This is a genomic window from Frederiksenia canicola, assembly GCF_011455495.1.
Taxonomy (GTDB): domain Bacteria; phylum Pseudomonadota; class Gammaproteobacteria; order Enterobacterales; family Pasteurellaceae; genus Frederiksenia; species Frederiksenia canicola.
Genome location: NZ_CP015029.1, coordinates 1,499,187 through 1,512,091, shown reverse-complemented (window position 1 = coordinate 1,512,091; position 12,905 = coordinate 1,499,187). Strand labels below are relative to the sequence as shown.

Annotated in this window: 24 protein-coding genes; all 24 read right to left on the bottom strand. The window is 45.1% G+C overall.

Annotated features, from left to right (window positions below):
• Positions 1-59 precede the first annotated feature (59 nt).
• A complete protein-coding gene (locus A4G17_RS07460) occupies positions 60-377 on the bottom strand; it encodes a hypothetical protein (protein ID WP_123956198.1) in 318 nt (105 codons plus the stop codon).
• 95 nt (positions 378-472) lie between these two features.
• A complete protein-coding gene (locus tag A4G17_RS07455; protein WP_123956199.1) occupies positions 473-766 on the bottom strand; it encodes a HigA family addiction module antitoxin in 294 nt (97 codons plus the stop codon).
• A gap of 9 nt (positions 767-775) precedes the next feature.
• Positions 776-1,051 carry a type II toxin-antitoxin system RelE/ParE family toxin gene (locus tag A4G17_RS07450; protein ID WP_123956200.1) on the bottom strand — a complete coding sequence of 92 codons (276 nt, stop codon included), beginning with the start codon at positions 1,049-1,051 and terminating at the stop codon, positions 776-778.
• A 109-nt stretch (positions 1,052-1,160) separates the two neighbouring features.
• Positions 1,161-1,514: a hypothetical protein gene (locus tag A4G17_RS07445; RefSeq protein WP_123956201.1), complete on the bottom strand. Its 354-nt coding sequence runs from the start codon at positions 1,512-1,514 to the stop codon at positions 1,161-1,163.
• 30 nt (positions 1,515-1,544) lie between these two features.
• On the bottom strand, positions 1,545-1,934 hold the full coding sequence (locus A4G17_RS10245) for a hypothetical protein (protein ID WP_207948544.1): 390 nt from the start codon (positions 1,932-1,934) through the stop codon (positions 1,545-1,547).
• Positions 1,935-2,033: 99 nt separating this feature from the next.
• A complete protein-coding gene (locus A4G17_RS07435) occupies positions 2,034-2,261 on the bottom strand; it encodes a phage tail assembly protein T (RefSeq protein ID WP_123956202.1) in 228 nt (75 codons plus the stop codon).
• A gap of 44 nt (positions 2,262-2,305) precedes the next feature.
• Positions 2,306-2,707, bottom strand: a complete 402-nt coding sequence (locus A4G17_RS07430) for a hypothetical protein (protein ID WP_123956203.1) — start codon at positions 2,705-2,707, stop codon at positions 2,306-2,308.
• Between the two features lie 107 nt (positions 2,708-2,814).
• Positions 2,815-3,459 carry a phage tail tube protein gene (locus A4G17_RS07425; protein ID WP_123956204.1) on the bottom strand — a complete coding sequence of 215 codons (645 nt, stop codon included), beginning with the start codon at positions 3,457-3,459 and terminating at the stop codon, positions 2,815-2,817.
• Between the two features lie 2 nt (positions 3,460-3,461).
• Positions 3,462-3,809: a DUF3168 domain-containing protein gene (locus A4G17_RS07420; RefSeq protein WP_123956205.1), complete on the bottom strand. Its 348-nt coding sequence runs from the start codon at positions 3,807-3,809 to the stop codon at positions 3,462-3,464.
• On the bottom strand, positions 3,809-4,282 hold the full coding sequence (locus tag A4G17_RS07415; RefSeq protein WP_123956206.1) for an HK97-gp10 family putative phage morphogenesis protein: 474 nt from the start codon (positions 4,280-4,282) through the stop codon (positions 3,809-3,811). Before A4G17_RS07415 ends, A4G17_RS07420 begins: the two co-directional genes overlap by 1 nt.
• Positions 4,272-4,598 (bottom strand): phage head closure protein, encoded by a 327-nt coding sequence (locus A4G17_RS07410; RefSeq protein WP_123956207.1) that lies wholly within the window; start codon positions 4,596-4,598, stop codon positions 4,272-4,274. The genes A4G17_RS07415 and A4G17_RS07410 overlap by 11 nt, the downstream gene beginning before the upstream one ends.
• Positions 4,599-4,637: 39 nt before the next feature.
• Positions 4,638-4,958, bottom strand: a complete 321-nt coding sequence (locus A4G17_RS07405; protein ID WP_123956208.1) for a head-tail connector protein — start codon at positions 4,956-4,958, stop codon at positions 4,638-4,640.
• A gap of 38 nt (positions 4,959-4,996) precedes the next feature.
• A complete protein-coding gene (locus A4G17_RS07400) occupies positions 4,997-6,193 on the bottom strand; it encodes a phage major capsid protein (protein ID WP_123956209.1) in 1,197 nt (398 codons plus the stop codon).
• Between the two features lie 92 nt (positions 6,194-6,285).
• Entirely contained in the window at positions 6,286-6,885 is a 600-nt protein-coding gene (locus A4G17_RS07395) for an HK97 family phage prohead protease (protein WP_123956210.1), read from the bottom strand.
• Complete coding sequence (locus A4G17_RS07390; RefSeq protein WP_123956211.1) at positions 6,878-8,095, bottom strand: phage portal protein; 1,218 nt, start codon at positions 8,093-8,095, stop codon at positions 6,878-6,880. The genes A4G17_RS07395 and A4G17_RS07390 overlap by 8 nt, the downstream gene beginning before the upstream one ends.
• Positions 8,092-8,244, bottom strand: coding sequence for a hypothetical protein (locus A4G17_RS07385; protein ID WP_165894267.1), 153 nt, complete (start codon positions 8,242-8,244; stop codon positions 8,092-8,094). The genes A4G17_RS07390 and A4G17_RS07385 overlap by 4 nt, the downstream gene beginning before the upstream one ends.
• 44 nt (positions 8,245-8,288) lie before the next feature.
• The gene (locus A4G17_RS07380; protein WP_123956212.1) at positions 8,289-9,992 is read right to left on the bottom strand and encodes a terminase large subunit; all 1,704 of its coding nucleotides are present in this window, start codon (positions 9,990-9,992) and stop codon (positions 8,289-8,291) included.
• Positions 9,989-10,474, bottom strand: a complete 486-nt coding sequence (locus A4G17_RS07375) for a phage terminase small subunit P27 family (protein WP_123956213.1) — start codon at positions 10,472-10,474, stop codon at positions 9,989-9,991. The genes A4G17_RS07380 and A4G17_RS07375 overlap by 4 nt, the downstream gene beginning before the upstream one ends.
• 138 nt (positions 10,475-10,612) lie before the next feature.
• Complete coding sequence (locus tag A4G17_RS10390; RefSeq protein WP_236940996.1) at positions 10,613-10,795, bottom strand: HNH endonuclease; 183 nt, start codon at positions 10,793-10,795, stop codon at positions 10,613-10,615.
• Between the two features lie 148 nt (positions 10,796-10,943).
• Complete coding sequence (locus A4G17_RS07365; RefSeq protein ID WP_123956215.1) at positions 10,944-11,333, bottom strand: hypothetical protein; 390 nt, start codon at positions 11,331-11,333, stop codon at positions 10,944-10,946.
• Positions 11,334-11,625: 292 nt separating this feature from the next.
• Positions 11,626-11,841 (bottom strand): Rz1-like lysis system protein LysC, encoded by a 216-nt coding sequence (gene lysC, locus A4G17_RS10385; protein WP_418886387.1) that lies wholly within the window; start codon positions 11,839-11,841, stop codon positions 11,626-11,628.
• Positions 11,819-12,151 (bottom strand): DUF2570 family protein, encoded by a 333-nt coding sequence (locus tag A4G17_RS07360; protein ID WP_165894266.1) that lies wholly within the window; start codon positions 12,149-12,151, stop codon positions 11,819-11,821. Before A4G17_RS07360 ends, lysC begins: the two co-directional genes overlap by 23 nt.
• Entirely contained in the window at positions 12,127-12,666 is a 540-nt protein-coding gene (locus tag A4G17_RS07355) for a lysozyme (protein ID WP_123956218.1), read from the bottom strand. The genes A4G17_RS07360 and A4G17_RS07355 overlap by 25 nt, the downstream gene beginning before the upstream one ends.
• The gene (locus A4G17_RS07350) at positions 12,650-12,892 is read right to left on the bottom strand and encodes a phage holin family protein (protein WP_236940995.1); all 243 of its coding nucleotides are present in this window, start codon (positions 12,890-12,892) and stop codon (positions 12,650-12,652) included. Before A4G17_RS07350 ends, A4G17_RS07355 begins: the two co-directional genes overlap by 17 nt.
• Positions 12,893-12,905 lie beyond the last annotated feature (13 nt).

Here is a 12,905-nt window from a genome sequence, read left to right as displayed (position 1 = left end):
AAAAGCCCGCTAATTAGCGAGCTTTGTCGATATATTCGTTTAAATGCGTTCAGCATTCATTATTTTCGGAATTGATTTAGGAATTTTTCTGTTCTTTCCCGATCTTCCTGCATTTTTCGTGCATCTTCTGCCATTTTTTGTTTAGCTTGCGCGATATTTCTTAATTGCCGTTTATTATCAAGCGACATTAGAAAAAACCAAACAACCATAAAACCGATTGGATATATCATCCAGCCTGTTTCAATCGCTTTTCCTAACAAAACAACGAGAAAAATAGCACCAATGGCAATAGCGGCGATGATAAACCAGCCGTAAAGCCCATACACCGCACTTTCAACAAACATTTTTGGCATTTCTTTGAAGTCATCTTTCATCATCTATTCTCCTTCTTGCCTATTTACCCATAAAATAATACCGATCGTTCATCATTTCAAGGGAAACCGCTTGAAAAACCTCAGGAATTCAGCTAATGCTAAGCAAATACAGCATTCCCAAAATCAAATGGCTGAATGGTGCTGACTCGGTTTTGTTTTAGCGCCCACACATCATAAGCGGATTGCAAACCAAGCCACAATTTAGCGGTGCTGATACCAGCATCTTCCAACGCCAGTGCAATATTAGCCGTCATCGGGGCTTTACCGTGGACTAAGCGGGAAATAGTTTCTCTTGAAAAGCCAAGGTGATTCGCCAGTGCTTTGATTTGAATATTGTGTGGCTCAATAAAGCCGTCAAATAACACAATACCAGGGTGAGTTGGTTTTCTCATTGCTTGCTCCTAATGGTAATCTTCATAATTGAGAATATAAGCATCGCCGTTGATAAATTCAAAGGTGATCCGCCAATTTCCTGAAACCGTCATCGACCAAATGCCGTCTCGGTCGCCTTTGAGTTTGTGGCATTGATATAACATTTGGAAATCAGACACTTGGCTTGAGCGGTCGATCAAATCCAAAATACCGCCAATTTTACGAACGTGGTCGGCTCGTAATCCTTTGGTAATACCGTGCTCAAAAAACTGCTGCAAGCCTTTGTGCTTAAAACTCTTAATCATCGTGTTTTTCTCTTTTTATGTGATTATATTACATCACATAAAAAAAGCAAGTATGATAGCTATATTACAAAGAAAAATCCCTTTAGAGAGAGCTAAAGGGATTTGCACTTTAATATTTTGTACAATTCTCAATAGGAAATAATATGTCACCTAGAGCGAAAGTTGTTCGTGTCCCATTATAAAATTTAACCCGCGACCCGCCATTTTCTTCTGTAATATCTAGTATGAATCTAATAATGCTTTTGTTTGGTGTTGCAAGCAGCCTTATTCCATTTGGTAGTTTTTCTTCACTATATCCCAAATGATTTATCCACACTGGTTTTATACATTCAAAGTATTTATCAACCGTTTTACTTGAATAAAGATTTAATTCAGGTTTAAGTTTTAGTAATTCATCTTTTGGAAGCCCAGCACAACCAACTAATAAAGCACTGAAAAATCCAACTAGCACTAATTTTTTCACTTTTAATCTCTCCATTATTGCTAAAAAGTCTTATCTATACCGTTTATTTCCACCTGATGTATAGCAGTAAGTACCACCGCGCGGCCCTACACAATCAATAGAACCTGAACAAGGGCAAGAACCGCCGTAACTCGATCTTGAGCTACTCTTTTTAGGTTTCGATACAGATTTTGTCGATTTACTTGATTTGGATTTCGGTAATGGGCTTGATTTAGCCGTCAAATTAGACTGTGATTTAAACGGTTTAATGCTACCAGTGTAATCTTGCACATTTTGGCTATTATTCCCAGTTCTGAAAATGGAATCGTAGCACGCTAATCGTTTAATATCTGCATCAATTTTGGCACAAGATTGACCTGTTTCAAGCGCACCAACAGAAAGGGGCAACAACAATAAAGAAAGTAATAACTTTTTCATCATAGCTTCAGACCAAATTAAAGAGCTTACATTTTACCTCCAACAGCAACATTTTTCTGTGAACTAGATCACAATTCCCCTGATTGCTCAAGGGAATTGGATTTACCGCTTCGCCAAATACTCCGCCACGCCGTCGTCTGCGGTGTCGTCGTCCGAGCTGTCGCGGAAGAACGGCATATAGTCCGCCAAGGCCGGTGGTTCGGCTTTCGGGTCGCGGTTGATCATCGCGAGAATGTGGGCGATTTGAGCGGTGCGGTAGTCGTCGCGCCACAGACCAAAAGGTTGTTCTTGGTAGAACCGCTCGTATTCTTGGTAGTGGCGTTCGGGCATTTGTTCGATTTCGGCAAGGGTTTTGCCGAGCGCGAGCGACAGGGTTAGCTGGAACTTTCTTCGCTCGCTAAGGCTTTTGGGGGCGTAGTCGCGTTGCTGAACGCCACGAACACTTGGCTATCAAGGGCGGCAATGGCGTTCAGGTCGTCCACGTTGTTTGGGTCGAACAGGCGGTCGCCGTTTTCGTCGCACAGGCGCGAAGCAATGCTACGAGCAAGGCTATATTTTGCGCCGAATTGTTCGAGTGCGGCATCAAAACCTTCATCTTGTTCGTCTGGCAGCTCCACACCTTCAATTTCGGCTTGTTTGATTAGCCATTGACGTTGCTCAAAAATGAGATGGTTCATATCGCCGACGGTGGCATCGCGCAGATAGTAGGTTGTGCCGTTGATGTCGACAGGTTGGGTTTTGGGTTTGTTGGAGAGAAGTTGATCGCGTAGGTTCATTGGGGTTCCTTGGTTGAAATTCGTTCGTGCGATTGGTTACAAGCGGTCAGATCCGCTCAAAATTTTGCAAAAAATGGCACGCGCCAAAAGCGCGTACCATCAGGATTTTACGCAGGCAGCAAATAATCGCGCCCTGCTGGCTTGATTGATACCGAGCCGTCGAATTTGCCTTTGACTTCGCCGCTGAAACCGTTGCCCGATTCGATGAAGCCGCGGCCGTAGGTCGTGCCGCTGTCGTTTGGCAGTTCGAGTTTGTAGGCGAAGGTTTCTTTGTCGTAGAACAGCTTGCGCAGGCGTTTTTGCATTTCGGTACTTGGCGCATAGAAGAAGCTGAGTTTGAGTGAGCCGAATTCGATTTCGCCTGGTTCAGTTTCTGTGCCTTCGGAGCAGACGGTGGTCACATCTTCTTGGCTCAAGGTGTCGTCCGATTTTTCGATGTTTTTGATCGCACAGAATTGCCCTGACCACTGCACGCGCGCAGCTTTGACTTGTGAATAGTTGGTCGGCAAATCTTTGCCCGTCCAGTTCACTTCGTCGCAGAATTTCACTTTATCGCCCGTCACCGAAAGCACAGGATAAACGCCGTCCAGCGCACCTGCGCCCGTGATTTCAATCGCATCGCCTTTTTGGTAGCCCGAACTGGCGACGGTGATTTCGTTAGTGGCAAGGGTGATCGCGGTAATCGCTTTTTGCGCTTCACGGCCCGTGCCGATGCGGAATTTTGTGCCTTTAAATGGGGTGGTTTTTGCCATAATTAGTTGTCCTCATAAGCTATTTGATAAGAAAACATACGCCGATGTAGCTTGCTATCGGCTTCGTAGTCGCTGAAATCTGACTGTCGTTCTGCAAAATTGAAGGCGGAAGTGACCGCTTGTTGAATCGGTTTGCGCAGGCGGAAAATATCGTCAGGATTTCGGCTGTAAACATCAATTTGCACCGTGAAATCGTCTAAATCGCCGTCTTCCAGTGCGGAATTAGGCGAGATGTTAGGAAACTGATAGACAATCACGGGAAATTCGCGGTGATCTTCGGGAATCACTTCATAAAAACAATGCCCTGCCACCAACGGCGACAGGGCTTGATAGAGTGTTTGTTGGATCATTAACTGTTCTCCATAATTTCGCGGCGCAAGGTGGAAATAATGGCCTTGGCGGCTTGCCCTTTGCTCTGCTCAAAAGCGGGTCTGAGAAAGGGTTTCGCGGGCATTTTGCTGGTGCCAAATTCCACAAATCGCCAGTAATACGGATCGTGGGGGTTGTACGCCCCGCTCTTTCCTTTTTTGGTTTTAAACGCCGCGATGCGTTTGGAGCTCAAGGCTCTCACGGAAATTAAGGTGGTGGTTTTGCCGTTTTTGCCGACTTTGGTGCGCTCAACAATGGATTTTTTGAGTGTACCTTTGCGGCGGTGCGGTACGTTTTCTTGCAGCACGGGTGCTTTGGCACGGGCGGTGTCGCGCACAATGCGTCCGCCTGCGCGCATTGCTTTGGCGGAAATTTTGTTGCGCACTGTTTTATCCAACGCCTGCAAGTTTTTGCCCAGTTCTTTCAAGCCATTCACTTTCACGCTAACGGTCATCTGCCACTTCCTTACACTGCAATAGCAGGGCTTTGTTCAGAGATTTGTAGTTGATCACGCTGACAATTTCGTAAATTTGTTCGTTAAAGACCACTCGCATTGTGCTATCAACATTAGGCAAATAGCGTAGCCAAATTTGCGTGGTTACTTCCGACTGAATTTGCGCTTCTGCAAAATACTCTCTGCCTGAGAGCGGTTTTACTTCCGCCCAAACGTGATGCACATCTAGCCATTCGGCAATAGTGGCACCATAATCGCTTGGGCGGTTGCGTTGTTTCTGCAACCTGATGCGGTGGCGAAGTCTGCCGATATTCAAAAATCCCCCTTAATCCCCCCTTGATAAAGGGAGAAATGGTTACAATGTGATAAACCGATACCGTTGAGCAATGGCTTCTACGGTAGGTGGAATAGCAAAATTCGGTGAATTATTCGCTTCATTCCAACCGCTTCTATTTTCGTAGTAGTGAGCGGTTAGCATTAAAATGGCTAATTTAAGATCATCATTGATCTCTAAGGCATCAGTCGGCGGTTGTGATGGTAGTTTGTCGAACAAGGTGCGATTCGTTAGATTAGCGATGGTGGCTTTTGCTGAATTTAGATAGGTTGTCAGCAAATCATCTTCCAAATCGTGTTCAATTCTGCACTGTTGTTTGACTTCATCAAGGGTAATTTTCATAGCACCTCACAAATAAGGTGGGATTACCCCACCTAAAACTATTTACCCACTAAGGCTTTGATTGCCGATGTATCTTCCAACACACAGTCGAAACGGTGGAAGGCAAGGAAACCAACCTGATCAAATTCCGCATAGCGTTCTACAAGACGTTTTAAGGTCATATAAGATACTCGGCGAACGATGAAACGATTGAAATCGCCTAAGTAGATGAATTTGTTACCTGTACCAATATCTTTGATACCTTGGTCGATCACATATTGGTGGCCTAAAATGGTCGCAGGGGCAACACCACGAATATCAGGTAACCAAATTGGGCGTTTTTGTGCATCTTCCATTTCTTGTAAAAGGCGGAAGGTGTTATCGTTAAAGGCTAAACGAGTGTTACCCGCACCACGATAGGCAGGGTCAATAGAGTGAATTAAAGCGTTGATGTCTTTCCAGTCCACTTTGCCTGCGGTAGCGGCGGTGGTTGTGCCTGTTACGCTCACTTCTAAGCCTTTTGGTTGAGCTGGTGAACCTACACCTGTACCTTGAATTAAGAATTTCGCTTCTGCACGACCGATACGTTCGGCAATGCGTTGAGCAAGGTAGCCTTCAATATCAATCGCACTGTCTTGCAACAATTCGTTTGAAACACGAATAATTTTAGAGGTGAGCTTTTTCACACCTAAGCTTGCCACACCAAAACTGGTATCCATTTCGGTTGCTGCTTGGTTTTCACCAATCAATTCACCGATTTCAGCGGTGCTGTCAGCTGTGATCCATTCGATATTACGACCATCTGAGGTGGTGAGAATTTTACTGACCGAAGCAATACCGCCGTAGGCTTTCATCTGCTCAACGATGCGTGCTTGGAACTCTTTGGGGACGGTGTAGCCCCCTTGTTCATTTGTACCAACAGATTGGGCACGCATTTCCGCCAAGATCTTACGCTGTTCAGGCGACATATCCGCCATACCACGACGTAGGAACTCATCAAAGACATTGCCTTGTTCTGCTTGTGCCTGACGTTGTTCATCTTGTGGTGGAGGGGTTTCTTCGACAAAGGTTTTGTCTAAGGCTCGTAAATCTTCTTCACGCTGAATTTGGGTGTCGAGATTATCGAGTTCCTTTTTCATATTTTCCCAAGTGGTACGTTGATCTACCGTCCATTCGTTTTCGCCGATGGTTTCGTGAAGATTACGCATATTACCTGCAAGGGCGGTACGTTTTTGTTGAAGTTCTTTTAAACTCATAGTGGTTTCCTTTTGTGATGAAGAGGGGGAATAAAAAAACGGTCAGACTTGCAAAAAATTGGCAAAATCTGACCGCGTGTAAGAGGCGAAGATTAAGCTGAAATCAGCTGTAAAAACCGCTCCCGTGCGGCACGTTGGTTGATGGCATTTTTGATTGCACCAGAGTTGCGTGCTTCTTTCCACGCTTCCAAAGAGCGAACAGTACTGCTCGCTTCTTGGTAAGCGGGGTAAGTAACGGGGCTAACATCATACAGTCGGGAAATTTTATGGATTTCACGAATGATCACGCCATCATCATTTTCATACCAATCATCGCCATTTCGAGCAATGCGGAACGCAAATGATGATTGAGTAATGTCGCCACGTTGCAAGGGAGCAATCACTAAATCCCGAATAGTTGGGGTATCTGGGGCAATGATGTCGTATTTTAAGCCTGTTTCATCAACGGATAGGCTTAGTGTACCAGCGGTGCTTCTGCCTAAAATGAAATTTGGATCGTGGTTAAATAAGCCACGCACATCATCATTTAGGCAATCATCAAATGCCCCTGGCATAATAATTTCACGAAAGCCCCACATGACTTCCGATTTGCTGTTAAATACCGAGCCATAACCGATAATATGGGTGGGTTCATCTTCTCGTTTTTCTGCTCGGACTTCGCCGAGATAAGATCGTTTTTCAATATCACTCATTCGGTTGCTCCTGTTGGTTGTTATCTTTGATTTGTTGTGCGGCATTGACACTAACAAGGAATTCATCTAAACCTTCGACGGGGTTCATATCTTCAAACATTCGGGCTTCGTTACGGCTCATCCAGCCGTCAGTGATGGCGTTATGGTAAAAGGCAGCACGTTCCGTTGGTGTACCACGCATAATGCCCGATAGGTTGAATTTGACGAAATAGCCAGCTTTTCTTTCCGCTTCAGTAAAGACTTTACGGTTGATTTCTTGCTCCCAATTCACAATCCAAGGCATTAGGCTGTAGCGGATAAATTGGATAGTTTGCTCGGAAATGTTAGAAAAGGTGGCTTTTTCTAAGTCGTTGATCATATGTGCTGGTACATTGAAAATCCCTGCAATTTCCGAGCGGTTGAGTTTCATCATTGAAAGTAACTCGGTATCGACTGGAGAGATTGTTAGAGCCTTATAATCTAAGTCCGCAGGTAAAAGAATGGTTTTGTTCTCTTTTTTGCGTAGCTCTAACTGTGCCTTTTCCCACATTTTTTTGAAGTTATCCCACGCATTGGCATTGACTTGCTGTTTCATTGTGACAATGCCAGACGGTCGAGCATTGCCATTGAAAAAGCCTTTGGCGAAATCTCGTGCATCTAGCCCTAAACCAATGGTTTCAGCGTGTTGTTGAATCACTGATTTACCCTGTTTGAGTGATGTACCTAAGGCTTTAATGTGGATCATCTCATCGGGGTTGATGGCAAGCGTTTCGTCTTCATTATAGTAACCATAAACATAGCGATGACCATTTTTGAGCAGTTGCACGAGCCAAGGCTCACGGGTTTCTAGGCTAGTGACTTCGCCTTTTTTATTGCGTTCGATATGTAAGTAGGCATTGCCATAGAGCAATACGGCACTTTGGTTGTATTCCCGCATTTTATAGGACGTTTGCCAAAAATTCGGACTATCGTGCAATAAGTAAAATAGTGGGTGATCTCTTGCACTTTCTATTTTATCTTTATCTTTGCGTAAAACGTGTAGCGGTAGTTGAGCCAGTGAGCTTGCCAAGACATTCACACAGGCGTAAACCGCTGCCGATTTCATCGCAAGATCAGGGCTAACCGTTCGCCCGATACCACCGCCAAAGAGTTCATCAACGGCATTTTCTGCCGAAAGTGGCACTTGCGGATTTTCTAGCGAGCGTGGCTCGAAAAGTTGGTCGAAAATCATCGTTTACTCCGTGCGGAAAATAAGGCGTAAAGTAATAGCAGACCACCGCCAACCATTAAGGCAATCGGTAAGCCAAACTGTAGGTAAACGCCATAGCAAAGCATTGCTGTGCCAGCAATACCGATAAGATCAGTGAGAAAGTTTTTCATAGGGTTTCCGTTACAAGCGGTCAAATGTAGGAAATTTTTTGCAATTACAATGTGAGAATTTCATCAGGCATATAGCCGTCATCATCATTGAGCATAAGCCGTCCGATTGCCATCATTAAGCCAACTGCTCCGTCAATTTTATTTTCAGGGATTTCTTTGACGGGGCGGACAATATCGTCGTTTCCTGCGGCATATTTGCCGACCACATTACCAATACACCAAGTCATAATCGGGTTGCCATCGTGATGAAATCTGCCCGCTTCAATAGCGGCTTCCAGTTCTTTCATCGGGTCGGATAGGTTGGTGTAGTTTTGGGTAATGGTTATCGGATTTAAGCCTTCGTCCGCTAAGTCGTGGCTGATAGCAATTGCACCGTGTGGGTCAATCGGGCAACTCACAACTTTATGTTCTTTGTTGGTGTCTTTGATCGTTTCCAAGATCTCTCGGTAATCGACTTCTGCTCCGTCTGTTGCCGTAAGATGTCCGCTTACTACCCATTTTTGATATTTATCGACAACACGTTTGAGTGCGGTATCGGTACTAAAAATAGTATCTTCTGGCACGAAGAATTTTGGGGAGATACAGTAATAGTGGCGTTTGCCGTCTATCATTCGGGTAAATACAGGTACTAGGCTGTTCATATCGAGCTTGCGAGCCATATCTAAGCCGAGTACCACATCTTCGCCAGCAAAATCATCAAGGGTTAGGCTGTCATCACGACAATTTTCCCAACTTACCATATTGAAGAAACTCTCTTTTGCCGATACCCAAACATTTAAGTGCTTGGTTTTGAATTTGTTGGTAAAACGTGGGTTGTTGATTGCCTGTTTTTGTTGGCTTTCAAGGTAATCACCGTAAACGGAAATATCAAAATTGGGGTTGGCTTTGCGTAAGATTGCAGGATCAGTCCAGTCGTCATCTTCGTCAATGGTGTAAATCATTCCAAACAATTCATCATTCGGGGTTGTACCATTGAGCATATCAATCACTTCTCGACGTTTGTCATAGCAAGGCCCTTCAATGTTGTAACCTGCTGTGGTGATGATCCACATTAAGGGTTGTTTTCTTGCCCCCATACCTGTGAGCATGGTGGTGTAAAGCTCGTCATCTTTGTGTTCGTGATATTCATCGACTATCGCACAGCTTGGGGATTGCCCATCGCCTGGGGTGCCGATTAAAGGTTCAAAACGTGAGCCATCGGCAGGGCGATTTAGGTTCGATGCATTGACTTCAATGCCAAAGGTTCTACAAAGCAAGTCTGTCTTTTTACACATTAGTCTCGCAGGACGAAATACTTCCCAGGCTTGCTTTTCGGTGGTTGCACCTGAATAAATTTCTGCACCAAATTCGTTATCCATACAAAACATATATAGCCCCACACCTGCGGAAATCGCTGATTTTCCGTTTTTGCGTGGAATTTCCGTATAAACTTGGCGATATTTGCGTAAGTTGTTGGATTTTCGCAACCAACCAAAGGCATTTGAAATAATGAATAATTGCCACGTTTCAAGTGTAATACTTTGTCTTCGTAGTGCCCAGTCACCTTTGGTATGTGGCAAGCATTGGATAAACTTACAGGCTTTTTCCGCTTTTTCATTGTCGAAATAGTAAGGAAATGCGAGATCTTGCTGTTTTTCCAAGTCGTCTAAATGGCGCTGGCAGGCTTTTTTGATGTAACGGCAAGCAGCAATTTTGCCAGATACCACATCTTGGGCATATTTGTTGGCTTTTTCTACGTTGGTCATCATTGTAATAGCTCTGCAAATGGGTTGTTGTGTGCTTCGTCTGCTTTACCGATAAGCCGTTGGCGACTGCTTGGGTCTAAGCCAAGTAGCGATCCAAAGGTGGACATCTGGCGAACGGCTTCATTGAAAACAGTAAATGCAGGATTTTTTGATAATCCGCCATTGCTGTTCTCAACAAAAGTGCCATATTTATCAATATCTTTACAGGCGATGTTGCGGTTTTGGTAAGCAAGGCAGTAGTTAGCAACGGTTTCAAGATCCGTTTGAAAAAGTACGCCTTGCGGAAGTAATTCTTTCAATAAAAATGCCCACATTCGCTGACCATCTTCGTTGAGTTGGGGCGGTGGTGGGCTGTTTTCGTTAAATTCGCTGAATTGAGGTTCACTTTCATTCAGCTTGCGTTTACCAGGGTTGCCTCGACGTTCTTTCACTTTCGTCGGGGTGGGTTTTCTACCTCGCCCTGGCGTAGTGGCTTTTCCTGTCATTTGGCATTTACCCTAAAATTTTAATTTCGCGGTTGTAAAAATTGAGTTCCAGGGGCGGTTTTCGGGGCGAAAGGTGGTAGAGATTTCTCCACCCCCTCCCCATTTGCAAAAAATCAGTAGGATCTGACCGCTTGCAACTCACTTCAACCGCTCGCGCGCCGTTTTAGCTTTATGGCAGTTATCACACAAACTCTGCAAATTTGAAAGCGAATCCGTGCCGCCATGCGCTTTTGCTACGATGTGATCGACCGTTGTCGCCGTCACATAAAAACCTTGTGCTAAGCACGCTCGGCATAGATAGCGATCACGTTCCAGCACCATTGCCCGCAGCTTGCGCCATTCCGCGCCATAGCCACGCTGCGTCGCCGTTTTACCGCGTTGATGCCGCTGCCAACCACAACCGCGATGCTGCTCACAATAGCCCGAACGGTCAGTAGTCGAGTGCGGACAGCCTTGCTTACGGCAGGCTTTAGGTATGCGAGCGACCATAACCACCCACCGACACGCCGCTCTCCGTGAGCAGCTCAATGCGATCATCGCCGTAAATAAACTGATAATGTACGCCACCAAAGGTTAGCTCATCGTCCGTTACCAGCACCGCCACAGACACACCAATAACATCGGTACGAACAGTAGTGGCAATCTGTTCAGGGCAAAGTAAGGTTTCGCCCAGTTCATCGACATAGCTTTCAGGTGTGTAGAACACACTGTCAAACGGCTTATCCCGATCGGCTTCGGTCAATCCTTTATGGGCGTAAAACAACGCTTGCTTAAAGGCTTCGCTCGCAGGGTAAGCAATCACAGCGTTAGTAGCATGGCTAAAACTCTGATAGTATTTAGTAGATTGTTTGATAATCATTGGTTGTCCTTGTTATATAAGCTTACCTTTATACTCAACACTAAACATAAAGATAAACTCTATTGAAATGGCGGAAGTCCCTGCCGCCAACAGGTAAATAAATTTCACATTGTCATTCTGCTTAATTTATTTATCATCATACGAAAATCGGGCAACGTCGTATTAAGCCCCAAACAGAAATCATCATTGTTTGACTACACAATGTCATCTGCATTTTGACGCACGGTTGCAGATAACCGCCAAAAGAAAAAGGGGAGCTTAATGCTCCCGTGATAGCGGCTACTCCGCCACGCTATTTAAACCCGCCTTTGACCTGTGCCATCCATTCCCTGATGCCATCAACTTGACTCGCACACAAGTCTCGTTCGCTAGTCACTTTGATCAAGTGCTCAATGGCATCACCGTAGGTTGTGCCGCTAAAGGAAGACCGCTCGCAAGGGATGGTGTACGCTTGCGGTGGGAATAAATATTGTGTGTGAGTACGGCTAGTGCAGCTGCTCAATAACACCGTCAGGCAAAGCAGTGTTAGCACACGGACTGTCTTTGAAAATAACTTTGACTTTCTCACGCTTACTCTCCACTTGTTTTCGTAACTGATTTGCAAATTTTTCTCGGGATCTGACCGCTTGTTGCTCGTGTAGAAGTGCCTGCTCCAAATGTTGCTGCGAAGCTTCTAACCGCAAAATAGTTTGGGCTTGCGTTTGGTTCTCGGCTGTCAGCCTACCAATCTTCTGATATTGATACCCAGACCATACACCCAAGCCCAAAATCACTGCGGCAAGTCCGCCATAGATTATCCTGTTAAATCCGCCAAACATAACGCCCGCTCTTTCTCTCGTCTGATTACCAAACCTTTTAGCACTTTGTTGCCCGCTCGAACCCATTTCGGTAATTCATTGCACGCCCCGACATAATCACCACTGCGGATTTTACGAAACATTGTTGAATCACGAGTTTTCCCACACCCAACATTAAAAGTCAGTGAAACTGCTGCATCAAAAACACCTTGCGGAATCCAATGACCATTCGCATACCGATTCACGCACTGTTCGGCAATCTTAATATCGTTCTTCCACCGCTCTGCAATTTCCAAATCCGAATAGCGTTTCTTTGGATCAATCGGCTCGCCACCGGCTTCCGTCGAGCCAATACCAACAGTCAGTACATCGGCAGGGCAAACATACGGATCACGCCGACAACCTTCCGCATCACCGATAATTTCTAACGCTGCTTCACTGGTGCGAAACTCACTGCTGAAATGCTGCTGCATTACAGCGATAACGGCGGTTACAGAGCAAACAACAACCCCGGTGGATTTAACCCGTTTTTTCATTGATCAACTCCCCATTTTTATCCCGAACACCGACACGAATTTCTTCCAGTTCTAGCATTCGCTTTTTATACCGAGATTCCCGTACATAGCCGCAAACCGTCACGACTACACCGATCAAAATTGCCCACTCACTGATTGTCCAAGCTCCAAAAAAGGAAGTTAGCCAAGCATAAAGTTGTGATTCGATCGGAATATCCTTAATTACGTCTTTCATTGTATTATTCATACCCCACCCCGAT